Origin of the sequence: Streptomyces sp. 2323.1 (assembly GCF_900221035.1) — a bacterium.
In the GTDB taxonomy this organism is placed as follows: domain Bacteria; phylum Actinomycetota; class Actinomycetes; order Streptomycetales; family Streptomycetaceae; genus Streptomyces; species Streptomyces sioyaensis.
Map to the genome: position 1 here is coordinate 7,459,221 of NZ_LT907981.1, position 23,641 is coordinate 7,482,861.

Annotated in this window: 17 protein-coding genes; 2 read left to right on the forward strand and 15 right to left on the reverse strand. The window is 72.4% G+C overall.

Features of this window, described 5'->3' with window-relative positions:
* Positions 1 to 73 precede the first annotated feature (73 nt).
* The 10 genes from CPH93_RS32280 to CPH93_RS32325 form a co-directional block, all read right to left on the reverse strand.
* On the reverse strand, positions 74 to 1,258 hold the full coding sequence (locus CPH93_RS32280) for a permease (protein ID WP_096214858.1): 1,185 nt from the start codon (positions 1,256 to 1,258) through the stop codon (positions 74 to 76).
* A 54-nt stretch (positions 1,259 to 1,312) separates the two neighbouring features.
* On the reverse strand, positions 1,313 to 2,605 hold the full coding sequence (locus tag CPH93_RS32285; protein ID WP_096214859.1) for a sugar ABC transporter permease: 1,293 nt from the start codon (positions 2,603 to 2,605) through the stop codon (positions 1,313 to 1,315).
* 2 nt (positions 2,606 to 2,607) lie between these two features.
* Positions 2,608 to 3,408, reverse strand: coding sequence for an ATP-binding cassette domain-containing protein (locus CPH93_RS32290; protein WP_093481751.1), 801 nt, complete (start codon positions 3,406 to 3,408; stop codon positions 2,608 to 2,610).
* An 11-nt stretch (positions 3,409 to 3,419) separates the two neighbouring features.
* Positions 3,420 to 4,517: a sugar ABC transporter substrate-binding protein gene (locus CPH93_RS32295; protein WP_096214860.1), complete on the reverse strand. Its 1,098-nt coding sequence runs from the start codon at positions 4,515 to 4,517 to the stop codon at positions 3,420 to 3,422.
* Position 4,518: 1 nt separating this feature from the next.
* Complete coding sequence (locus CPH93_RS32300; RefSeq protein ID WP_096214861.1) at positions 4,519 to 7,059, reverse strand: SpoIIE family protein phosphatase; 2,541 nt, start codon at positions 7,057 to 7,059, stop codon at positions 4,519 to 4,521.
* Positions 7,060 to 7,276: 217 nt separating this feature from the next.
* Entirely contained in the window at positions 7,277 to 8,305 is a 1,029-nt protein-coding gene (locus CPH93_RS32305; protein WP_096214862.1) for a zinc-dependent alcohol dehydrogenase family protein, read from the reverse strand.
* 101 nt (positions 8,306 to 8,406) lie between these two features.
* Positions 8,407 to 8,634 carry a hypothetical protein gene (locus tag CPH93_RS32310; RefSeq protein WP_096214863.1) on the reverse strand — a complete coding sequence of 76 codons (228 nt, stop codon included), beginning with the start codon at positions 8,632 to 8,634 and terminating at the stop codon, positions 8,407 to 8,409.
* Between the two features lie 101 nt (positions 8,635 to 8,735).
* Positions 8,736 to 9,176: a hypothetical protein gene (locus CPH93_RS32315; RefSeq protein WP_096214864.1), complete on the reverse strand. Its 441-nt coding sequence runs from the start codon at positions 9,174 to 9,176 to the stop codon at positions 8,736 to 8,738.
* 186 nt (positions 9,177 to 9,362) lie between these two features.
* Entirely contained in the window at positions 9,363 to 10,352 is a 990-nt protein-coding gene (locus tag CPH93_RS32320; RefSeq protein WP_096214865.1) for a hypothetical protein, read from the reverse strand.
* Positions 10,353 to 10,533: 181 nt separating this feature from the next.
* Entirely contained in the window at positions 10,534 to 11,997 is a 1,464-nt protein-coding gene (locus CPH93_RS32325; protein WP_173909924.1) for an amino acid permease, read from the reverse strand.
* Between the two features lie 714 nt (positions 11,998 to 12,711).
* Here CPH93_RS32325 and CPH93_RS32330 point away from each other — a divergent pair.
* Positions 12,712 to 14,082, forward strand: coding sequence for an NAD-binding protein (locus CPH93_RS32330; protein WP_093481743.1), 1,371 nt, complete (start codon positions 12,712 to 12,714; stop codon positions 14,080 to 14,082).
* Positions 14,083 to 14,121: 39 nt separating this feature from the next.
* Here the strand turns inward: CPH93_RS32330 and CPH93_RS32335 are convergent, their stop codons facing one another.
* From CPH93_RS32335 to CPH93_RS32355, 5 genes are all read right to left on the reverse strand, one after another.
* Positions 14,122 to 16,599 (reverse strand): SpoIIE family protein phosphatase, encoded by a 2,478-nt coding sequence (locus CPH93_RS32335; protein WP_096214866.1) that lies wholly within the window; start codon positions 16,597 to 16,599, stop codon positions 14,122 to 14,124.
* Between the two features lie 143 nt (positions 16,600 to 16,742).
* Positions 16,743 to 18,374, reverse strand: coding sequence for a PucR family transcriptional regulator (locus tag CPH93_RS32340; RefSeq protein WP_231977033.1), 1,632 nt, complete (start codon positions 18,372 to 18,374; stop codon positions 16,743 to 16,745).
* A gap of 386 nt (positions 18,375 to 18,760) precedes the next feature.
* Complete coding sequence (locus tag CPH93_RS32345) at positions 18,761 to 20,122, reverse strand: ATP-binding protein (RefSeq protein WP_096214867.1); 1,362 nt, start codon at positions 20,120 to 20,122, stop codon at positions 18,761 to 18,763.
* Entirely contained in the window at positions 20,119 to 20,796 is a 678-nt protein-coding gene (locus tag CPH93_RS32350) for a response regulator transcription factor (RefSeq protein WP_096214868.1), read from the reverse strand. The genes CPH93_RS32345 and CPH93_RS32350 overlap by 4 nt, the downstream gene beginning before the upstream one ends.
* Positions 20,797 to 20,819: 23 nt before the next feature.
* Positions 20,820 to 21,968, reverse strand: a complete 1,149-nt coding sequence (locus CPH93_RS32355; protein WP_107470910.1) for an acyltransferase family protein — start codon at positions 21,966 to 21,968, stop codon at positions 20,820 to 20,822.
* Positions 21,969 to 22,757: 789 nt separating this feature from the next.
* On the opposite strand from CPH93_RS32355, the gene CPH93_RS32360 reads away from it, so the two are divergent.
* Complete coding sequence (locus CPH93_RS32360; RefSeq protein WP_093481738.1) at positions 22,758 to 23,591, forward strand: undecaprenyl-diphosphate phosphatase; 834 nt, start codon at positions 22,758 to 22,760, stop codon at positions 23,589 to 23,591.
* Positions 23,592 to 23,641 lie beyond the last annotated feature (50 nt).

Genomic DNA, 23,641 nt, shown 5'->3' on the forward strand with positions numbered 1-23,641 from the left:
CGCCTAGTCCCCACGGTGCGCGGCCCTGTCCGCCGGGGCATCAGACTTTCGTCCTCTGACCGACCGACCTTCGTCAGTGCGGGCCAGGGCCGCTGCCGCCGGGCACGGGGTGCGTCCCCCGGCCGTCGGGCGGTGCGCCGCCCATCATGCGGAGCATGGCCCGGCCCCCGGTGCGCAGGAAGCGGTGGACCAGGGCGGCGGAGAGGAGGAGGAAGGCGATGTTCAGCCAGGTGGTGTAGTTCCAGGAGACGCCGGACATGGGGATCATGGCGTCGGCCTGGCGGGGGATCAGCCCCAGTGCGCCGAAGGTGAATTCCACGAAATAGCCCGCCACCACGATGGCCGGGTAGAAGGTGGCCAGCAGGAAGAGGGACATTCTGGCGCCGTAGTACTTCCGGTAGATGTTCAGGATCGGCAGGATCAGCAGGTCGGCGAAGATGAAGGCGACCACCCCGCCGAAGCTGATACCGCCCTTCCACAGCACCACCGCCAGCGGCACATTGCCGATGGAGCAGACGAACGAGGCGATCGCCACCAGCGGACCGATCAGCGGCCCCCACAGCTTCGCGGCCAGCGGGTGCCCCTCGAAGAAGAAGGCGCGCCAGAAGCTGTCCGGGACCCAGGCGGCGATGGCGCCGGCGATCAGCAGGCCGATCACCAGGTCCTTGAGGATCGCGGCCCACTCCATGACGAAGACGTGCGAGGTCGAGGTGTAGCCCTCGGCGGAGAACAGCCGCCGGGCGAAGGACCCGCCGCGGCGTACGGACATGTCCATGGCGGCATGCCCCTCCATCGATCCGGCCAGACCCCGTTCGGCCTGCCGGCGGGCCGGGCGCAGCAGGGCGTCCCGCAGGAAGAGGCGGAACAGCAGGGCCAGCAGCACGATCATGACCGGTCCGCCGATGAACTCGGCGGCCGTGAACTGCCACCCCATCAACAGCGCCAGGATCACGCCGAGTTCGATCACCAGGTTCGTGGAGGCGATCTCGAACGCCATCGCGGCCGTGAAGTTCGCCCCCTTGAGGAAGAGCGAGCGGGCCAGGGCGACCGCGGCGTACGAGCAGGACGAGGACGCGGCGCCCAGTGCGGCGGCCATGGTCAGGGTGCGGGGACGGTCGTCGCCGAGCAGGCCGACCACGGTGGAGCGGCGCACCACGGCCTGGACGACCGCGGACAGCGCAAAGCCGAGGATCAGCGCCCAGGTGATTTCCCAGGTCATCGATCCGGTGATGGACAGGGCGTGCAGGATCGCGGACATCGGCTGAGGTGTTCCGTGACCGGCCGGGGCGCAAACTCCCGCCGCCCCGGCGGGTCACACCCGCCCGTGTGCCCGTTGTGCCCGCCGGGAGAGCGAGTCGATGACCACGGCGACGAGCAGCACCCCGCCCGTGATCATGAACTGCACGGCGGTCTGGATGCCCATCAGGGCCACCCCGGAGGCGATCGACTGGATGACCAGGACGCCGAGCAGCGCCGACCAGGTCCGGCCCCGGCCGCCGAAGAGGCTGGTGCCGCCGATGACCGCGGCGGCGATGGCGTCCATCAGCAGATTGCCCCCGCCGGACGTCTGGCTCGCCGAGGTGACGCGCGAGGCCAGGAACAGGCCGCCGATCGCGGCCATCGTCCCGGAGATCATGAAGACCGAGATCCGCACCAGGCTCACATTGAGGCCGGTGCGCCGGGACGCCTCGACGCTGCCCCCGAGCGCGAAGATCATGCGGCCGTAGGGCGTGCGGCGCAGGACGTAGTCGAGCCCCACGAGCATGACGAGGAAGATCAGCAGGGCCAGCGGGAGCCCCAGGAACTGGTTGAGCACCCAGGCCGCCGCCAGGGAGATCACCGCCAGCACGCCCGTGCGCAGGACGATCTCGCTCAGCGGCCGGCAGGGCACGCCGGCCGCCCGGCGCCGCCGCAGACCGTGGTAGGAGGTGAGGAAGAAGGCGGCGGTGCCGAGCGCCGCCAGGCCGTACGCGGCGGCCACATTGGTGAAGTAGTGGCTGGTCAGCTTCGCGACCAGACCGTTTTCGTCGATATTGATCGTGCCGCTGGCGCCCAGGATGTAGAGCATCAGGCCGTTCCAGCCCAGCAGGCCCGCAAGGGTGACCACGAACGCCGGCACCCCCACCTTGGCGAGGAAGAAGCCCTGGATGGCCCCGATCAGGGTGCCGCCGAGCACCGCGAGGAGCAGCGCCGGTGCCTCCGGCATGCCCTGATTGACGCTCAGCACCGCGAAAACGGCCGCCGCCAGGCCGCTCACTGAGCCGACCGAGAGGTCGATCTCGCCGAGCAGCAGCACGAAGACGACGCCGACCGAGATCATGCCGGGGCCGACGATGTCCACGCTCAGATTGGACAGATTGCGCGGCGAGAGGAAGTTCTCGTTGAGGCTCTCGAAGATGATCCACACCACGACCAGGCCGAGGGCGACCGGTACCGAGCCGAGCTCACCGCTGTGGAACCGGCGCTTGAGGATCTCCAGGGGGTTCTGGCCGCCGGGCCCGGCCCCGGCGGCGAGCTGCCGCCGGTCAGCCGCGGTGACGGCCCCGGCCCCGCCGCCCTGTGCACCGGCCTGCTTCTGCTTCCGCAGCGTCCATGTCCGGCTCACGGCTACGCCCCCCACCCTTGGGAGGCGCGGCGCGTCACGGCGTTGTCGGTGGCTCCGGTGATCGAGGAGATGATCTGCTCGTGGGACGTGGTCGTCACATCGAAGAACCCGTTGTTACGGCCCAGCCGCAGCACCGCGATCCAGTCCGCGACGGCCTTGACGTCCCCCATGTTGTGGCTGATGAGGAGCACGCCGAGACCGCGTTCGCGCAGCTGCTCCACGAGGTCGAGGACCTGGGCGGTCTGCTCGATGCCCAGGGCCGCGGTGGGCTCGTCGAGCAGCACCAGCCGCGGTTCGCCGAGCAGCGAGCGGGAGATCGCGACGGTCTGCCGCTGGCCTCCGGAGAGCGAGGCCACCGGGAGGCGCACATCGGGCATCCGGATGGCGAGGGTGTCGAGCAGGTCCAGGGTCAGACGCTCCATCTCCACCTCGTCGAGCACACCGACCCGGTGGATCTCGCGGCCGAGGAAGAGATTGCCGACCACGTCGAGGTTGTCGCACAGCGCGAGGTCCTGGTAGACGGTGGCGATCCCCAGGGCCTGGGCCTCGTGGGGCCGGGTGATCTGAACGGGCCGGCCGTCCCACTCGACCACTCCCTCGTCGGCGGGGTCCACGCCCGCGATCACCTTGATCAGCGTGGATTTGCCCGCGCCGTTGTCGCCCACCAGCGCGACGACCTGGCCGGCACGGACCTCCAGATCGACATCGGCCAGTGCCTGGACGGCGCCGAACCGTTTGAAGACGCCGCGCAGCGCCAGCAGCGGCGGCGACGGCGGTCGCCGGACGGATGCGCCGGACTCCATGGCTACCTGCCTTACTTGGTGAGCCCCGCCTTCAGACAGGCGGCCGCGAACTTGGGGGTGCAGATCTGCTCGATGGTGTACATCCCGTCCCTGACCACGGTGTCCTTGATGTGGTGCACGGTCACCGGGATCGGGGTGAGCAGCACGGCCGGAATGCCCTGGGTGGTGGGGCTGTTGACCTTGTGGGTGGTGAGGGTGCCGAGGCTCTTGCCGCGTCCCAGCGCGACGGCCATGGCGGCGGCGGTGTCGGCCTCGGGCGTGAAGGGCTTGTAGACGGTCATCAGCTGATCGCCCTTGACGATGCGCTGAATCGCGGCGAGTTCGGCGTCCTGGCCGGTGACCGGCGGCAGCGGATCGATCTTGGCGGCCCGCAGGGCGGAGATGATGCCGGCGGCGAGTCCGTCATTGGCGGAGTAGACGCCGACGATGGTGTCGGCGCCGAGCGCCGAGATCGCGGCGGACATGTTGAGGTTGGCGTTCTCCGGCCGCCAGCCGGCGGTGTCGTACGCCTTGCCGATCTTCACCTTGCCCTGCAGCGCGGCCAGCGCACCCCGCTTGAACCAGGCGGAGTTGGGGTCCGTCGAAGCGCCGTTCATCATGACGATCTGGCCGTTGTGCGCCTTGCTGCCGAGCGCCTTGAGCAGCGCCTCGCCCTGCAACTTGCCGACCTTCGCACCGTCGAAGGAGACGTACGCCGAGACCGGCCCCTCCACGAGGCGGTCGTAGGCGACGACGGGGATGCCCGCCTTGTGCGCGTCGTCGACCGAGGAGCGCAGCGACTTGGAGTCGACGGCGTCGAGCACCAGCACCTCGACCCGCTTGGTGATCATTGCGTCCATCTGCTGCTGCTGGGTGGCCACATCGTGCTGGGCGCTGACCGTCTCCACCGTGCATTCGCGGCACAGCCGGTGGATCTCCTTCTCGATCAGGGGCCGGTCGAACTTGTAGAAGCGCGAGGTGTTGTCCGGGAGCAGCACACCGATCCGCACCGGCCCGCCGGACGGTCCGCCGGGCTCGTGCACGCCGCCGGCCTCCCCGCACGCGACCGGGCCCGCGATCAGGCACAGCCCGGCCAGGATCACGCCGGCTCCGCGCAGCCGTGCACGCACCTCAGCGCACCTCCTCGCCGTTCCAGTGGACGTCCGGAGCGTCCGCAGCGTCCGCCGCAACCAGCCGCTCTCCCGGCTGGAGGGTGATCTCGCTCCACACCTGCTTGCCGCCGCTCAACGGCACCGAACCCCAGGACGCCGACATCGCCTCGACGAGCAGCAGCCCGCGGCCGCCGGTCGCCTCCCAGTCCACGCTCGCCGGCTTGGCCGGGGCGCGCGGCGAGGCGTCGTTCACCGCGACCCGCAGCCGGTCCGCGGTCAGCGTCAGATCCAGCCGGACCTCGCCCTGGGTGTGTGCGATGGCGTTGGTGACCAGCTCGGACACCACCAACAAAGCCACGTCCAGCTCGTCCGTCACGCCCCAGGAGCGCAGCGTGCGGGCGGTGAAGCGGCGGGCGTGCATCACCGCGTCGGGCAGGCGCCACACCGCCCAGCGCACGCGGGTGGGGCGGACCCGCATCCCGTCGTAGCGCAGCACCAGCAGCGCCACGTCGTCGTCGCGCCGCTTGGCGCTGCCGAGCAGGTCATCGGCCAGCCGCCCGGCATCGGCCGGATCGGCGGCGGTGAGCGCCTCACACACCCGGCCGATGCCGTCGTCGAGGGGGACGGTGGCCGACTCGGCCAGGCCGTCCGTGAGCAGCACGAGCACGGTGCCCGGGGCCAGCCCGACCTCGGTCAGCGGGAACTCCCCGTCCGCGGCCACGCCCAGCGGCGGCCCGCCCTCGACCGGCAGTACCTCGGTGCTGCCGTCGGGCAGCCGCAACAGCGGCGGCAGATGTCCGGCCCGGACGAACCAGGCGATGCCCTCCTCCATGTCCAGGTCCACATAGCAGCAGGTGGCGAACAGATCGGTCTCCATGCCCAGGAGCAGCCGGTTGGCGTGCGAGACCACCACATCCGGCGGATGGCCCTCCACCGCGTAGGCCCTGATGGCGGTGCGCATCTGGCCCATGATCGTGGCCGCGCCGGCGCTGTGGCCCTCCACATCGCCGATGACGAGCGCGACATGGCCGTCGGAGAGCGGGATGACGTCGTACCAGTCACCGCCCACTTCGAGCCCCATCGTGGCGGGCAGATAGCGGGCGACGGCCACCCCTCCGGGCAGCGACGGCAGCTTGCGGGGCAGCAGACTGCGCTGCAGCATCGTGGCGAGCTCGTGCCCCGCGTCCAGGGCATGGGCGCGGACCAGGGCCTGCCCCACCAGACCGGCGGTCGCGGTCAGCAGGGACCGTTCCTCCGGCCCGAACGCATGCTCCTTGTCCCACCCCAGCAGGCACACCCCGACGATCCGGCCGTCGGCCGGCAGCGGCAGGACGGCGAGACCGCCGGGCCCGATGTCCGCCAGGCCGGGTTCGAGGGCGGCCCCCCGCGGCCACAGGGCCACATGGCCGGCCCGCAGCACGCTTTCCAGCGTGGGCATCGACTGGCACGACGTATCGGGCCACTCCGACCGCCACTCCGACTGCCAGAAGGCGGGCCAGTCCGCGGGTTCCGGTGGATCGAGGACGCACACCACCAGCCGGTCCGCCTCCAGCTCGGCTACCGCGATCCGGCTCGCCGCCAGCGGCAGCCGCAGCGCGGCGACCACCACCCGGCTGACGTCCCGGACGGTCGTGGCGCCGCCCAGTGCGGCGGACAGCCGCTGCACGATGGAGACCTCGTCGGCGGTGGGGCGCAGATACGAGGCGTCGGCGACCACCCCGAGCATCCGTTCCGGGGCGCCGTCGGCGTCCACCAGCACCCGGCTGCGCAGCGTCAGCCAGCGCAGTTCGCCATTGGTCCGGCGGATACGGATCGACAGCTGCTGGCCGGGGACGGGCTGCCGGCCCGGCTCCACGATCGACATCAGGGCGGGCACATCGTCCGGTGCGGTGTGCGCCAGCAGGGTCTCCACCCGCCGGTCGAACTGCTCGGGAGGGATGCCGAACAGCTCCAGCACCTGGCGGTCCGCCTCCATCCGTCCGGTGCGCAGCATCAGGGTGAAGGCGCCGCCACGGAGGGTGTCCAGCCCCGGTCCCAGCAGCGACCGCCGCTCGGTCCGGGCCATGACCCGGGCGCCCACGGCCTCCAGCCCCGCCGCCACCTGGTCGGCGTGCAGCTCCAGAAGATGCCGGCGGTCGTCGTCGAAGGCCCCCGCGGCCTGCTCCACGACCACCAGGCACCCCAGCCGCTTGGTCTCCCCGCCCAGCGGCAGCACGGCCAGCGAGACATCGGCCGGGGGTGTGCCGGAGTCGTTCCAGGCGTCCGCGCCGGTGGTCTCGGGGGGACCGGCGGTGCCGTACTCCGCGAGTTCGGCCGGGCCCAGCCACAGCGGGACGCCGGTGCGGAACACCGTGGCGACCGGGGAAGTGCCGGACAGCGTGTAGCGCGTCGGCAGTCCGTACGGGACACCGGAGCCGCCGACCATCTCGGCCAGCTGAAGTTCGCCGTCCGCTTCGGCCGGCACGTAGACGGCGGTCAGCTCGGCCCCGGTAGACCCAAGGACTCGTGCGGTCACTGCCTGTACCGCCTCCGTACGCCGGAAGCCGTCGTCGTAAGCCACGGTCGCCGTATCCGCCCTCGGGGGCCAGGGCGTCCGCCCCGCCACCGCCTCATCGGATAAGTCGGAAATTACCGCCTTGTCTCCATGGTGCGGCACGCAGGGAGGCGGGAGCTAGTCGACAGGCGGAACACGGCGGGTGACCGGGGAGGGGCTCGATGCGTCCGCGGCGGGCCGGGGTGGCGCGGACGGACCAGCGCGGCGGCCGCCGGGCCCCGGATCAGTCCGGCGTCAGCACGGCGGCCCCCTGTACCCGGTCGGCGGCCAGGTCCGCGAGCGCCTGCGGGGCGCGGCTCAGCGGATAGGGGCTGACGGTGACCCGGATGCCGATCCGCGCCGCGGCCGCCAGGAACTCCCGGCCGTCCTGGCGGGTGTTGGCGGTCACGCTGCACAGGTTGCGCTCGTAGAAGAGATGGCGCTGATACGTGAGCGGGGGAATGTCGGTGAGATGAATCCCGGCCACGGCGAGGGTTCCCGCCCGGTCCAGCGCTGCCAGCGCCACCGGCACGAGATCGCCCACCGGTGCGAAGAGGATCGCCGAGTCCAGCGGTTCGGGCGGGCTGTCGTAGGCGTCGCCCGCCGAGGACGCGCCCAGTTCGAGGGCGAGTTCACGGGCCTGCGGGGACCGGGTCAGCACATGGACGGTGGCGCCCTCGGCGAGGGCGACCTGCGCGGCCAGATGTGCCGAGCCGCCGAAGCCGTAGAGGCCGAGCCGGCCGCCGTGGGGCAGTGCGCTGCGGCGCAGCGCGCGGTAGCCGATGATCCCGGCGCACAGCAGCGGCGCCAGCAGGGCGGCGTCCTGGGCGTCTGGCAGCGGGTAGGCGTAGTCCGCGGGCACGAGCGCGGCCTCGGCGAAGCCGCCATCGGCATCCCAGCCGGTGTACCGGGAGTCCGGGCAGAGGTTCTCGCGTCCCGCACGGCAATACCGGCAGACCCCGCAGGTGCCGCGCAGCCATGCCCCGCCGGCCCGGTCGCCGACCCGGAACTGCGTCACCGCCTCACCGATGGCGGCCACCCGGCCGACGATCTCGTGGCCCGGCACGGTAGCCGTTCGGTGCGGCGGCAGATCGCCCTCCGCCAGATGCAGATCCGTACGGCAGACACCGCAGGCCTCCACCCTGAGCAGCAGGTCGCCGGGGCCCGGCTCGGGGGTGGGGCGGCGGACGAAGGCCAGTGGCCCGGAGTCGACCGGGCCAGGGCGATGAACGGCCCAGCCGGACACCGTGTCCGGGCCTGCGACGGTGGCCATGACCCCAGGATCGCGCCCACCGCGGGGACGGACAAACGGTGCGCCGGCCGAGATGGCCGCCCCCCAGCCTGGACCGACTGCGCCAGGGGGCTGTCCGGCCCCTACCGGAAGAGCGCCGCCAGCCTCTGCAGCATCCGGGACAGCAGGCACCTCCGGGTCGGGGGAGCGGTGGCGGGGGCGGTGGCCTGCGGGCCGTGCGGCGGGGGAGCCGGGCTGGCCGGGGGCCGGGGCAGGGTCTCGTCGGCGGGTGCGGTCCTGGGATCCGGTGCGGTGCGCCTGGCCTCGGCACGGACGAGCGCGCCGAGCGCGGCAAAGACGTCGAGGGGCATGCCACATCTCCTGCGGTGGAAGTCCAAAGCGCTGACGACGGCAGGCCGCACTCGCCCCAAGTCCCGTGGGAACAGGGGGAGTTGAGTGCGACCGGGCCGGCTCAGCAGCGCAGGACGGCCGCTCGCTTCGGCGCGGCAGGGGCGGCGGCCGTCATGACCACCGCGGAGGAGGCATCTCCAGGGGCCGGGCTGATCTCCGTCACGGGAGAGTCCCCGAGCGTCTTGCCGCCGGCGCCGGTGGGGAGGTGCGGGCGCAGATGACAGAGCGTCGCCTCGCACAGGCGCCGGACGCCGCTGCCCGGATGCTTGGCGGCCCCGTCGTTCGACGCCAGCACCGGCCCCGCGGGCAGGCACGGACCTTCGGCCGGGGCGGCTGCGGCGGGGGCGCCGGACCGGAGCGGGCAGCCGGTGGGGTCGAGGGCCGGGGCGTGCACACAGCAGGGCGTCAGCGTGGCGAACAGCAGGGCCAGCAACGCGAGGAACAGCAGCATGCGCAGGCCGTCACGTGCCGCCGGGCGGCCGGTGCTGACGCTGTCGCGCATGCGGATCTCCCAACCCTCTTCCGTGAGGGGATCCCCTGGAAGAGAGCCGGACACTCCCGATACGCCGCAAGAGCCGACAAAACCACCCGTTCCGGGTAGGCGCTCGCACATATGCTCCGCGCCCCGGCACGCGCCTTTCAGCGGGGCCGAGTTGCCGGCCGCCTCTTGCGCTCGCCGGTCGCGCCGTCAGCGCCGCCGGCCCCCGCGCCCCGCGGAACCTGCGTCGGGATCATCGCTCGCATACCGCCCGTGGTAATGCGCGTACCGCTCCACGGGGTCTCCCTCCAGGCTCCACGGCCAGGGAACCACCACGCCTCCGGTGGCGCGCAGCACGGCACCGGCCTCGTCGGTCCGGGAGGACTTGAGCAGCGCATAGGCCAGCAGGTTGAGGTCCGCCAGGGCGGCCGCATGGCTGAGGAATCCCGGGCTCGTCCAGTAGTGCGCGGCATGGTCGAGTGCCCTGGCGGCGTCGGGGCGGCGCCAGATCTCGCCGGCGCCCACGGCTGCCAGCCCGCCTTCGGCGACCGCCCGCTGGTGACTGCGGACGTAGGCGGTGAGCTCCAGTCCGGCGGCCGGGGCATCGGACGGCATGGCGGAGCGGACGCCGTCGAGCAGATCCAGCACCAGGGCGCTGGAGCCGCACTCGTCCGGCGACAGATAGCCCAGGGCCTGCAGATGTGCCTCACGGTTCCACGGATCGCGGGCCTTGATCTCGCGCCAGATCGCCGACAGCTCCGAGGACGGGCGCCGCTCCAGGCGGAGGAGGGCCAGCTGCAGGGTCCACGGGGTGGGGTCGGCGGGGACCAGTTCGGCCGCGAGCCGGCAGGTCTCCCGGGTGGCGTCCAGATCGACGGCGGCGTCCTGCTGCCGGGCGTGCAGCAGATCCGACCAGGCGTGGAGCAGCAGTGCGCCGTGGTGCTCCGGGCGGTGCTGGCGCCAGATGCCGGGCAGCGACCGTCCCGCGGACCCCGCGAGCACCGCCAGCCGGTGGGCCTTGCGGTCCCAGTCCTCGCCGGCGTCGTCGATCACGTTGGCCATCAGGGCCATGACCGCGGTGTCCAGCGAACCGCGGGACCAGCAGGTCTCGACGCGTCGCCGTACTTGGCCCAGAGGGGCGTCGTCGAGCTCGGGGACCAGGCGGGGAACGCTGCCTTTGCGGCGTCTGAACACGGGCATGTCTGCGGCGGTCTTCCCTGGTGCGTCGGGGCGGAGGTGCGGCCGAGCGTAGTCGGTCCGGTGCGGTGCGGAGGCGCGGGGGTGCGGAGGTGCCGTACGGGCAGCGGTGTGGACGTGCAGACGTGCCGTACGGGCAGAGGTGCGGGGAAGGGCACCTCTGCCCGTACGGCACGGTTTCCGGTCAGCGGGTGGTGACGGCTGCCTTCTCGGCGGAGCCGCGGCCGAGCCGGTCGCGGACCAGCGAGATCCCGACCACCAGCACGGCGATCAGCAGCGACAGCAGCACCTGGATCCGGCCGCCGCCCTCACTGTCGTCGGTGAGCATGTAGACCAGCACGAACGAGATCATCGCGATCGTCGCCCAGGTCAGGTACGGGAACAGCCACATCCGGACGATCAGCTTCTCGGGGCTCTCGCGCTGGATGATGCCGCGCATCCGCAGCTGCGAGAAGCAGATGACCAGCCAGACGAAGAGCGCGACCGCGCCCGAGGAGTTCAGCAGGAACTGGAAGACCGTGGTCGGCCACAGGTAGTTGAAGCCCACCGCGATGAAGCCGAAGAGGACCGAGGCCAGGATCGCGGCCTGCGGGACGCCACGGGAGTTCGTCCGGGCGAAGGCCTTCGGGGCGTCGCCGCGCTGGCCGAGGGAGAAGGCCATCCGGGAGGCGGTGTAGAGGCCGGAGTTGAGGCAGGACAGCACGGCGGTCAGCACGATGACGTTCATGATCTGGCCGGCGTGCGGGATGCCGATCGAGTCCAGGGCCGCGACGTAGGAGCCCTTCTTGGCGATCGCGGGAGAGTTCCACGGCAGCAGGGAGACGACCACGAGGATCGAGCCCAGGTAGAAGATGCCGACTCGCCAGATGACGCTCTTGGTGGCCTTGGTGACCGCACGCTCCGGGTCCTCGGACTCACCGGCGGCGAGGGTGACGATCTCGCTGCCCATGAAGGAGAAGACGACCATCAGCACACCGGTGAGGATCGCGCTGGGCCCGTGCGGAAGGAAGCCGCCGTGGGAGGTGAGGTTCCCGAAGCCGGTGGCCGCGTGGTGGGTGCCGGGCAGCACGCCGAATATCGCCAGGCCGCCGAGGGCGATGAAGGCCGCGATGGCGACGACCTTGATGCCCGCGAACCAGAACTCGAACTCACCGAACGAGGAGACCGAGGCGAGGTTGGTGGCGGTCAGGACGATCATCACGATCAGTGCCCAGGCCCACTGCGGGACGGCCGGGACCCAGCTGGTCAGGATCGCGGCGCCGGCGGTCGCCTCGACCGCGAGCACGACGACCCAGAAGAACCAGTACAGCCAGCCGATGGAGAAGCCGGCCCAGCGGCCGAGCGCCCGGTCCGCGTACGCCGAGAAGGAGCCGGAGGTCGGGTTGGCGGCCGCCATCTCGCCCAGCATCCGCATCACGAAGACGACGAGCGCGCCGACCAGGGCGTACGACAGCAGGATGCCGGGGCCGGCGGCGGCGATGCCGGAGGCGGAGCCGACGAACAGGCCGGCGCCGATGACTCCACCCACGGCGATCATGGACAGATGGCGGTTCTTGAGGCCCGACTGCAGACCGGACTGCTCTGGAGCCTGCCCGTTCCCCGGCGGGGCGGGCGGGGCAGCCACAGAGCTGGAGGGAGAAGTTGACATCTGAACATCCAATGAGGGTTGGAGGGTCCTGCATGTGGTGACAGCTGATCGCCTCAATATCCGGACGCACGACAGGGCCGGGTGCTGGCAGGTGGCGATCATGGCCCTGTCGAAGTTCCAAGGCGCGACGCACATCGGCCGCGGCCCACGGATGCCTGCGTGGATGGGGAGCGCTTGTTTTGCGCCGCCACGCTATTCGCCCGTCCTCCTCATGAGAGGTGAGCCGCATCACGTCCGGATTGGATTTGCGCAAGCGTATGTGGCGGTGCGTCGCGAAATATTTGTGAGAACGGACAAATTCGTTCTCAATGGCTGTCCGTCCGGCCAATGTGCCGGAGCGGAGAAAGCAGCTCACGCTAGCGGGAAGCGACACTCCGCCCGGTATCGAAGCCGCCAACGGGGCCTGCTTCGGTGGGTTTTGAGCGGCGGCTGGTGCGCTCGGACAATGCCGCGCGCGAACCCTTGGTCAGCAGCACAGATGCCCCGCACCTCGCGCGCTCTAGCGTGAGTTCGGTCATACCGCCGGCCGACGCGCAAGGGGACTCCATGGCCGCCCTTCCCCCCGCCCGACAGACTCCTACCGCTGTGACCACCGGTTCTTCCCCCACCCCACCGGTGGTGGGCGACGGCGGCGGGTCCGCTGACGGAACGCCGGATGAAGGCAGTGCGGCATCTCCGAAGACGCCTGCGACGACGCCTCCGGGCGAGCGGTTCGTGGTGATCGGGGCGACCACGCTGGCCCGCCGGGTCTGCGCCTCGCTGGACGGCAGCGGCCACCGGGTCGACCACCTCGCCGCACCCGACGACCGGGACCTGCGCCGTGCGCTCGCCGCACGGCCCGACGGCGTCGCCGTCCTGGTGGGCGACGACCTGTCCGCGCTGCGCTACGCCCTCGCGGTACGCCATGTCTGCGACCGCGTCCGGATCGTCGTCACGGTCTTCGACCGCACCGTGGCGCAGCAGCTGCGGCTGCTCCTGCACGACTGCGTCCCGGTCTCGCCCGCCGACCTCCTGGCGCCGACGCTGGCCGGTCTGTGCGTGGACCCCGAGGCGCTGGCCGTACGGGACGACGGGCACGGGGCGGTGGCGGTCCGCCGGCAGCGGGGACGGCTGGTGGAGACGCCGTGGCGGGCCGGCGCGGCGGCCCGGCGGCGGGCGCTGCTCGGACGGCTGCGCGGACAGCTGCAGCCCCATGACGCGGACGCCCGGCTGCTGCTCATCGGGCTGCTGGGCATCGTGGCCGTCCTGGCGCTGGACTGGGCGTGGCTGGTGAGCGTGTTCCACCGGCCGGCCAGCACCGCCTTCCTGGAAGCCGCCCGGGTCGTCGCCGGGGTGGGGCCGGCCGCACCGCACGACGGCCACCCCGGGTACGAGGTGGTGTCCGGGGTGGCGATGCTGGTGACGGTGGGCTTCACCGCGCTGCTGACCGCGGGCATCGTCGACCGGCTCTTCGGCCCGCGGCTGGTCGGGGTCCTGGGGCCGCGGGTGCTGCCCCGTTCCGGTCACGTCATCGTGGTGGGGCTGGGACAGGTGGGGCTGCGGCTGTGCCAGACGCTGCGTCAGTTGGGGGTACCGGTGATCGGCGTGGAGCGGGAGCCCGCCGCCCCGAACCTCCGCCTCGCGCGGTCGATGGGGATACCCGTGGTGCTGGCCCATGGTGAGGACCGCGAGGTGCTGGCGCGGCTCGGGCTGGGGAGGGCGTGCGCCCTCGCCGCCGTCGGCTCCCATGAGCTCGACAACATCGCCGTCGCGGTCGCCGCCCATGCGGTGGCGCCCGAGGTGCGGGTGGTGCTGCGGGCCGGCGAGGACGAGGCGATCGCCGAGACCCGCTCGCTGCTTCCCCTGGGGCTGACCCGCGACATCGTCCGGACCAGCGCCGCCTATGTGACCGCCCATCTGACGTCCCGGCCGGCCGGCGGGCCGCCGCGGCAGGTCGTCGCCGATGCCGACTGCGACTATGTCGACCTGCCCGCACACGGTCTGGTCGGCTGGCCCGTGCCGGCCGGGGACGACTGCGGGCATGTGCCCGCGGCGGCGGCCGGGGACGGGCTGGACACGGCCCGCGCCGCTCCCGGAGCCCGCTGAGCGGGGCAGCCTCCGGAAGACCGGCCGGGCGAGCGGGGCTCAGAACGGTTCATCGGAGGTATCGGGGCCGGCCGGCATGCTCTGCTCGGTCCAGATGATCTTGCCGGTGGGGGTGTAGCGGGTGCCCCATTGCCGGGCGAGCTGCGCGACGATGAACAGCCCGCGTCCGCCCTCGTCGGTGGTCCGGGCGTGCCGCAGCCGCGGCGAGGTGCTGCTGGTGTCGAAGACCTCGCAGATCAGGGCGTCCTGCCGGATCAGCCGCAGGGTGATCGGTCCGGCGGCATGGCGGATGGCGTTGGTGACCAGTTCGCTGACGATCAGCTCCGTGGTGAACAGCAGCTCGTCCATTCCCCACTCCGACAGCTGCCGGTCGGCGAGGGTACGGGCGCGGGCGACCACCGCCGGGTCGGCGGGCAGCTCCCAGGAGGCGACCTGGTGCGTGCCCAGGGCGTGGGTCCGGGCCAGCAGCAGTGCGGCGTCGTCCGACGGCGGGCCGGTCATCAGGGCGTCGACCACGTTCCCGCCGATGTCCTGCAACGCCGGTCCGGGGACCGCGAGGGCGGTGCTCAGCCGGGACAGCCCGACGCCGATGTCCCGGTCGCAGGTCGTGATCAGCCCGTTGGTGTAGAGCGCGATCAGGCTGCCCTCGGCCAGTTCCAGCTCGAAGGCCTCAAAGGGCAGCGTCCCGAGTCCGAGCGGTGGTCCGGCCGGAAGGTCGGGGGAGTCGACGGTGCCGTCAGGACGGACGATCAGCGGGGGCAGATGGCCCGCGCGCGCCATGCTGCACTGCCGGCTGACCGGGTCGTACACGGCGTACAGACAGGTGGCCCCCATGAAGGTCGAGGCCACGCTCGGACTCCCGGCGTCCGCCGCCGGCTCGCTGCCGTGCGTCTTCACCAGGCCGGTGACCAGGTCGTCCAGCCGGGCCAGGAGTTCGTCGGGCGGCAGGTCCAGGTTGGCCAGGGTGCGTACGGCGGTGCGCAGCCGCCCCATGGTGGCCGCGGCGTTGAGGCCGTGTCCGACCACGTCCCCCACGACCAGGGCGACCCGCGCCCCGGACAGCGGAATCACATCGAACCAGTCGCCGCCCACCCCGCTCGGGGCGTCCGCCGGGAAGTACCACGACGCGACCTCCAGGGCGGAGCCGCCGGTCAGTTCGTGCGGCAGCAGGTTCTGCTGCATCACCCGCGCCGCGGTGCGTTCCCGGGTGAAGCGGCGCGCATTGTCGACACACACGGCAGCCCGGGCGACCAGCTCCTCGGCCAGCCGTACGTCGTCCGCGACGAAGGGCCCCAGACGGCGGGAGCGGAAGAACGTCGCCGCGCCCAGGGTGATGCCACGGGCCTGCACCGGCGCCACCATCACCGAGCGGAAGCCGAACTCCTGGATCACCCCGGCCCGCGCCGCGTCCTCGGTGACCCAGGCGCTGGTGGCGACGTCCAGCACCGGCTCCACCAGCGACTCGCCGGTGAGCAGGCAGCGGGCGATGGGTGACGTGGGGGAGCGCCGGACGGCTTCCCCCACGGCCAGGGTGGCCTCCGGGCAGCCTTCGTGGACCGACTGCTGACCCGAGCGGCGCATGACGGGGGTGCTGTCGACCGGCCCGGGAACCGGTTCCCCGCCTTTGAGGACCGAATCCAGCAGATCGACGGCGACGAAGTCGGCGAGCGCCGGGACGGCGACATCGGCCAGTTCCTGTGCGGTCCGGGTGACGTCCAGCGTGCTGCCGATACGGACGCTGGCGTCGTTCAGCAGGGCCAGGCGTTCCTGGGCCCGCCAGCGCTCGGTGACATCGATGACCATGTACCAGATGCCGATGCGCCGGCCCCGGGAGTCCGACAGCCCGAAGAAGGACGCCGAGTAGGAGCGCTCCTGGGTGGGGTCCGCGTAGGTGGGGCTGCGGAATTCGTAGTCCATCACCGGTTTCCCGGTCGTCAGCACCCGCCGCATCCGCTCGTCGAAGGCCTCGGCCTCCAGCGGTGGCAGCACCTCCGCCACCCTCCTCCCCAGCCGCCGGTCGAGGGGGATCAGCCGCTCCAGGGCGTCGTTCACCCAGACGTAGCGCAGCGCGGTGTCCAGCACGGCCATCCCGACCGGCGCATGCGCCAGAAACGGTTCGAGCACCAGCTGGTTCACCCCGCCGCCCGGCAGCCGCCACTCCTCCAGGGCGAGGACCGACCACCGCTCGTGGCCGGCACCGTCGAGGACCGGGGTGGCCTGGACCGCCAGCTGGAGATTCCGGCCGTCGCGGTGGCGTGCCGCCACCGATCCGCCCCAGCCGTCCGCGGCACGGCACCACCGGGCCACAGCGGTCACCTTCGCCGCATCGCCGGGTACCGCCAGCAGCTCCGTCGCGGGCCGGTGGAGGATCTCCTCGGCCCGGTAGCCCAGCAGCCGCTCCGCCGCCCGGGTCCAGGCGATGACCCGCCCCTGTCCGTCGAGTTCGGCGGTGGCTGCCTGCGCGAGGTCGCTTGCGCGATCCGGCCCACCTGGCGGGGCATTCTCCGAGGTCATCATGGCGAACCCGTCTGCTCAATGGAGCAATATCGCCCATTTTAGGAGAATCGTGGACCAGTGGGCGGGTGCGCGGCAGAGCGGCGCCGGGCCTGGTGCGCCGGCCGGCGCCGGTGGGGCTTGGGGCGCCCGCGCCGCCCTCCGGCTCAGCCGGCGGGCGGCAGCCGCAGCTGGAGCATCGCCAGCAGCCGCTGGTCCGGCCGGTTGAGGTCGAGGCCGGTCAGCTCCTCCGCCCGGCGGATCCGGTAGCGCAGCGTGTTGGGGTGCACATGCAGCTCCGCGGCGGCGGCCCGGACATCGCCGAAGGCGTTCAGATAGGTGAGGACGGTTTCCGCCAACTGCCCCTGGTTCCGGCTGTCATGGGTGACCAGGGCGGTCAGCCGGGGGTCACGCATCTCGGGGTGCGCGGAGAGCAGCGCGAGCACCTCGCTGACGAGCACCTCCGCCTGGATGTCCGGCAGTGCGGCGACCGTGGTGGTGACGCCGACGGTCACCATGGCGTCGAGGATCCGGTCCGCCTCCCGGCGCGAGTCGGGGACCTCGCCGAGCCCCGGGACGATACAGCCGACGGAGCCGCACAACGACAGGCCCAGATGGAGCCGGGCGGCCTCGGCGATCGCCTGTGCCCAGCCGCGCAGGGTGCCGGTGTCGATGCTGCGCGGCAGCTGCGGCAGCAGCACATAGATCCGCGCGTCGACCTGGGTGACCAGGGCACTGCGGTGCCGGGCCGCGGTGTGCACCGAGATCAGATTGCTGACCTCGGAGCGGGTCAGCTCCGGTGCGGCGGACTCGTCGGTCGCGCACGAGAAGCCCAGGACGGCGGCCGGGCGGGATGCGTCCAGGGCCAGATGGCTGGCCAGCGGCTGGGGGCCGGTGCTGCCCTCCAGGAGGCCGGCCGCGAGCGTACGGGTCAGCGTCAGATCGGCGGAGAGCTCCCGGCGGCGCCGCACCAGATGCAGCGCGGCGACCCGGGCGGCGCCCAGCAGCGCCTGGTCCGACTGCTCGGTCAGCGGCGTCGAGCCCTCCTGCACCCAGATCGTGCCCAGCTGCCGCTCGCCGGACCGGATGGCCACCGCGAGCCGGCGGCGGATCCCCAGCTCGGGGTGGCTGTCGATACAGATCACCTCGTCGGAGGCGCGCAGCCGCTGGAACACCCCCCACTTCCGCAGCCGGGTCAGATACGCCTCCGGGCCCTGCCAGCCGAGGATGGACAGCCGCCGCAGATCGTCGACCTCGTCGGAGTCGGTGGAGCGGGAGTAGGCCAGCACACGGTTGGTGGTGTCCTCGATGCTGACGATGCCGCCGGTGAGTATCGCCGTGGTCTGGGCGAGCGCGAACAGGTCGCCCTCCTCCGGCCCCTCGCCGGGGAGCACCTGCGGCGCGCTGTCGAGGGCCGCCCGGGCCAGCGCGTCCACCTGCTCCCAGCGGGCCTCGCCCCGTACGGACAGCAGCGCCACGCCCGCTTCGACGGCGGTCTCGCTGAGCGCCGCGGCCTGCCCGGGAACGTCCAGCTTCACCGCGACGGCGGCGGCGCCGTCCCGCCCGGCGACCCGCAGCGCGGGGAACGCGGCGCGGCCCCGGGCCCCTATCGCGAGGATCAGCTCACCGGGGTGCGCCCGCGGTGGGTCCTCGGGGTCGAGCAGTGCCACGCTGCTGATCTCGACATCCAGCCCGGCGGGCGCGGCCTGCAGCTCCACCAGGGGTTCGCCGAGCGACATCAGCAACTGGCGCAGGCTGATGCCCGTACGGGGCGGTGATGCCGCGGCAGCTGGATCCATGAGTGGTGCCTCTGCTGGTTCGGGTGGCCTGGGCTCATCGGGCGGACGGCCGGCTCGCAGACGGATCCGGGTCCCGTCGGTGTCAAGCAGCCGGCCGGCCCAAAAAAGAGCCGCCCTCGCACGTATGAGCCACGCCAACAGTACTGATGCTATCCGGCGCGGCGATCGGTGCCGCGGGGCGCCGCCGGCGGCTGCCGGCCGGGGTGTCCGGGAGGCCCCCGGCCCCCGACGGCGTCAACGAGGCCGTGCGCCGGTCAGGCAGCGTTCAGGTGCCCCCTGACACCGTCCGGCACCATGAGCACCGAAACGGATACCCATGGCCGTCATCCTCGGGCTCGTCGTCCACCTCATCCGCACCAAGCGGGACGTGGCCGTGGCCGGGGAGGTCAGCCCGCAGGGAGCGTGACGGCGAAGCGTGCGCCGGGGCCGGCGGCGGCCAGTGTGAGGTCACCGCCGGCCGCGCGGGCCAGCCGCCGCGCCAGCGCCAGGCCGAGGCCCGCGCCGTCGTGCCCGTCGCCGGGATCGGCGCGCCGGCCCGGTTCGAAGAGCGCGCCGAGGAACGCCTCGGGCACGCCGGGACCGTCGTCGCCGACATACAGCGTGACCTGGCCGGCGCCGGCCGTGCAGTGGACGGCGATGGTGTGCACGGCGTACCGGCGGGCGTTGTCCAGCAGCGGCATCAGGATCCGCTCGGCCACCGCCGCCGGTACGCCCGCGGTCACCGGATCGCCGGTCACCGCCACGGCGGGTGCGCCCGGGTGGTCGGCCGCGATGCGCCGGGCGATTTCCTCCGCGAGAGCGGGGAAGCGGCAGCTGCCGGGGGTCTGCGCACCGCGGGTACGGGCCTCGGAGAGCAGGGAGTCACAGATCTGCCGCATCGTCGCGGCGGCGTGCGCGATGGCCTCGTGCGAGGTGTCCTGCTCGGCCGCGGTCCGCGGGCGCCGGGCCAGCCATTCGGTCTCCGCGGTGATCCGGGCCAGCGGGGTGCGCAGCTCGTGGGACAGCGCCGCGGCCTGGTGCTGCTCATGGCGCAGCACCGCGGCCAGCCGGTCCAGCAGTGCGTCGAGGCTGGTGGCGAACGAGGCGAGTTCGGCGGGCCGGCCGGCCGCGCCGAACCGTTCCGGGGCGCCGGCCTCGCTCCACCGGGTGGCCTGGTCGCTCATCTCGGCGACCGGCCGCAGGGCGCGCCCGACCACGAGCCGGGTGAGCAGGTAGACGGTGCCGAGCAGCAGCACCGCCAGTGCCAGGGAACCGGCCAGTGCGGCGTCCGCCGTGCTGCGGTAAGGGTCCAGGCTCACGGAGGCGACCACGGTGCCGGCCTGCCCGGGGCCGGAGGCGGCGGGCACCGGGAGGGCGTAGAGCCGCGTCGCGCCGGACCCGCCGTCGGCGCCGACTGCGACGTCGCTGAACACCTCGTGTCCGCCGGACAGTTGCTCCGCCCGCCGTTGCAGTGCGGCGGGTGCGCCGGGCGGCCGTTCCTTGATCCGGCGGCCCTGGTAGATCCACACTCCGGAGTCCAGCGCCTGGTCCTGGGCGGGCTCATGGACCACCAGCCGCCCGTCCGGCCGGGCCTCCACGGTGCTCGCCACGGCCTCCGCCCGGGTGCGCAGCACGTCGTCCGCCTGCTCGTGCAGCCGCTTTTCCAGCGCCAGATTGAAGGCCGTCGTCAGGACGGCGACCCACACCGCGCCGGTGATCAGGGCCATCAGGGCGAGCCGGCCGCGCAGGGTGCGCCGGGGGCGTCTCATGCGAAGCGGTAGCCGATGCCGCGGACCGTACCGATGCCCCGCGGGCTGTCCGCCTCGCGCAGCTTGCGGCGCAACCGCCACAGATACTGGTCCAGCGTGTTGTCACTGACCTGGGCGCCCTCCGGCCAGCCCGCGCGCAGCAGGGACCGGCGGCGGACGACGGTCCCGGGGTCCGCCATGAGGCAGGCCAGCAGCCGGAATTCGGTGGGCGTCAGGGCGACCGCCTCCCCGTGCACGGTCAGTTGGTACCGCACCGGGTCCAGCCGCAGCGCACCGTCCCCGCCGACGATGCTGCCGTCGGCGGCCGCGCGGCGCAGCACCGCCCGGATGCGGGCCACCAGCTCGCTGAGGTGAAACGGCTTGGCGAGGTAGTCATCGCCTCCGGAGGCGAAACCGGCGAGCCGGTCGGTGAGATTGCCGTGCGCCGTAAGGAAGATCACCGGGACGGTGACGCCCGCTCCCCGCATCGCCTGGCAGACGTCCCGCCCGTCGGAATCCGGCAGTCCGACGTCGAGCACCACCGCGTCCACCGACGCGTCGACGGTGCGCAGCGCCGCCGCACCGTCGGCGGCGGTCACCACGTCGAACTCCTCGTCGCGCAGTCCGCGGGCCAGTACGTCGCGCAGGCCGTGGTCGTCCTCGACGACCAGAATGCGGGGAGCGGTCCTCGTCATTCAGCTTCGCCCTCTCTGCCGGGTCATGGCGTACGCCCCGGTGCCGCGCCGAGCCGGGGTTCGGCTCTGAACGCCCAGCGCATCTTCGGCTCCATGGCGAAGCGGAAGATCCGCTGCACCGGCGGGGTGCACAGCAGGGTCACCACCGCGCCGGCGAGCAGGGTGACGACGACGGCGCCCCAGGGCGTGTGGATCCAGTCGGCGTCGTACCAGTCCCACCAGCGGGAGCCCTTGGCGAGGAAGCCGTGCAGCAGATAGCCGTAGAGGGTGCCGGCGCCCAGTGCGGTGCACCACGCCCGGCGGCCCGGTACCCAGGCCAGGAAGCAGGCGGTGAGCACCAGCGAGCAGCCGAACATGGCCAGTTGCATCAGCACGCCGCACCACCACGGAACGCCCAGGTTCTGTGCGCTGTCGGTGTGGTAGAACCACGCGTCGTTCATCCGCGGCACGGCCCAGTACGCGAAGGCCAGCGCCCCGGCCACGACGGGCAGCGCGGCGATCCGCGCCGGCCAGCAGCGCAGGCGGCTGAAGTGCTCTGCCTTCAGGCACATGCCGAGGACGAAGCACGGCAGGAACTGCAGGACCCGCTGGAGATCCAGATCGCTGCCCAGATCCGACACGGAGGCCGTCGCGGCGATCGCCAGGGCCAGCGGCACCGGCCACCGCACGATCCGCCACAGCGGCGCGGTGAGCCGCCAGATGAACAGGGCGACCAGGAACCAGGTGAGGAACCACGGGTCGGCCAGGCTGACCGAGAAACTCGGGGTGTCGCCGGCCGCGTAACGGAACAGCGCATAGGCCGTCTGGAACAGGAGATAGGGGACGACGACGCCGGTGATCAGCCGTTGCAGCCGGTCGCGGCGCATATCGAAACTGCGCGAGAAATAGCCGGAGATGACGGTGAACGCGGGCATGTGGAAGGCGTACACAAAGATGTACAGCGCGGCCGCGCTCCGGCTGGTGGCATAGAGCGGCTCCCAGGCATGGCCGAGAGCCACCAGCACGATGGCCAGATACTTCGCGTTGTCGAAAAACGCGTCCCGCGGCTTTTCCGGGGCGGGCCGCGTCTTGTCGCCCGGGGCGCCGGCGGCTGCGGGCGCGCGGACGGCGGGCCGTTCGGGCGCCGCACGGCCGGTGCCCGGGGGGCGAACGGAGTGGGAGGCGAGGGTCACGAAACGGCCTCCCAGCGATCAGTGGGCCGTCGCGGCCTTCTTGCCGTGGTGGTGGGGGCGATGGCCGTACTGATCATGGTGAGCGGCATCCTGGCTCCTCTTTGTGGACTGAGGGGAATGGTGCGGCACCCTACGAGGCGTTGCTGTGAAGTACTCCGGATGTGAGCGTGCGGGGGCCGGTGGCCCACAATGCTGGGTGGCTCCCCGCCTCCGGCGGGCCCGCTGAGCATGAGGAGCCCGTGCCCGGCCAGGGCGGGATGCGCGCCGCTGGTCGTCTACAGTGTTGTAGACCATTGGGTGGCACTGTAGACGTCCGGAAGCGCGGAACGCACCCCGGCTCCCTACGGGAGGGACTGACCGCATGGCTGTGTGCCCCGCTGCGCGCGCCCGGCTCGCCGCCGGTCGGAACCGCCGCGCAGCCGCCCCGGGCCCCGGCGGCCGGCCGTCCCCCCGGCCCGCCGTGATGACCCTTCTCTCCCCGGTGTCGCCGCCGCTGCCCCGCTCCCGCCGCCCCGCCGCACAGGCCCCGCGGCGGCCCCTGGAGCCGGTCTTTTCGGCCGGACGGCGCAACCCCCAGTACAGTCACCTCACCGGTCTGTATGCCGGGACATACCTGTGTGCAGGCGACGCCGGAGTCACCCCTGGGACCCGCCCCGGCCGAGCCGAGAACATCGCCGATGACGCCGATGCCACCGGGTTCCCGGCGCACACCCGGCCGCACCGCCCCACGCCCAGCCCACCGCGGCGCACCCGCGCCCGCCGTCCGCACCGTTCCCAGAAATGGATCCCATGAGCGCCATCAGCATCGGCCAGGCCGTCGTCCTCGGAGCCGTCGAGGGGGTGACGGAATTCCTCCCGGTCTCCTCCACGGGTCACCTCAAGATCGCCGAGGGCCTGATGGGAATCCGCGTCGACGACACGGCCGTCGTCGGCTTCTCCGCCGTCATTCAGGTCGGCGCGATCGCCGCGGCACTCGTCTACTTCTTCAAGGACATCGTGCGCATCGTGGGCGCGTGGTTCCGGGGCCTGCGCAACCGCGAGGAGCGCTATCACCACGACTACAAGTTCGCCTGGTGGGTGATCTACGCCACCATCCCGATCGTCGTCGTCGGCCTGGCCGCCAAGCCCCTGATCGAGGGCCCGCTCGCCTCCCTGTGGGTGGTCGCCGGGTCGCTGATCATCGGCAGCGGCGTGATGTGGGCGGCGGACCAGATGGGCCGGCACAAGCGCGGTGAGGACGACACCTCGCTGAAGGACGCCATGTGGGTCGGCTGCTCGCAGATCCTCGCCCTCCTCTTCCCCGGCTTCTCCCGCTCCGGCGCGACCATGTCCACCGCCCTCATCCTCGACCTCGAACGTGTCGCGGCCACCCGCCTGTCGTTCTTCCTCGGCATCCCGGCCCTGACCGGCGCCGGCATCTACGAGCTCAAGGACGCCATCGGCAGCGGCGCCGCCGTCGCACCGCTGGCCATCGGCACCGTCGTCTCCTTCGTCGTCGCCTACGCCTCGATCTCCTGGCTGCTGAAGTTCGTGGCCAAGCACTCCTTCAACTCCTTCGTCATCTACCGGATCCTGGTCGGCGCCCTCCTCTTCGGCCTGCTGGGCATGGGCATCCTCAGCTGACGACCGCCCGGGGGCCCCGCCGGGCCGGCACACCGGCTTCGACGGATCGG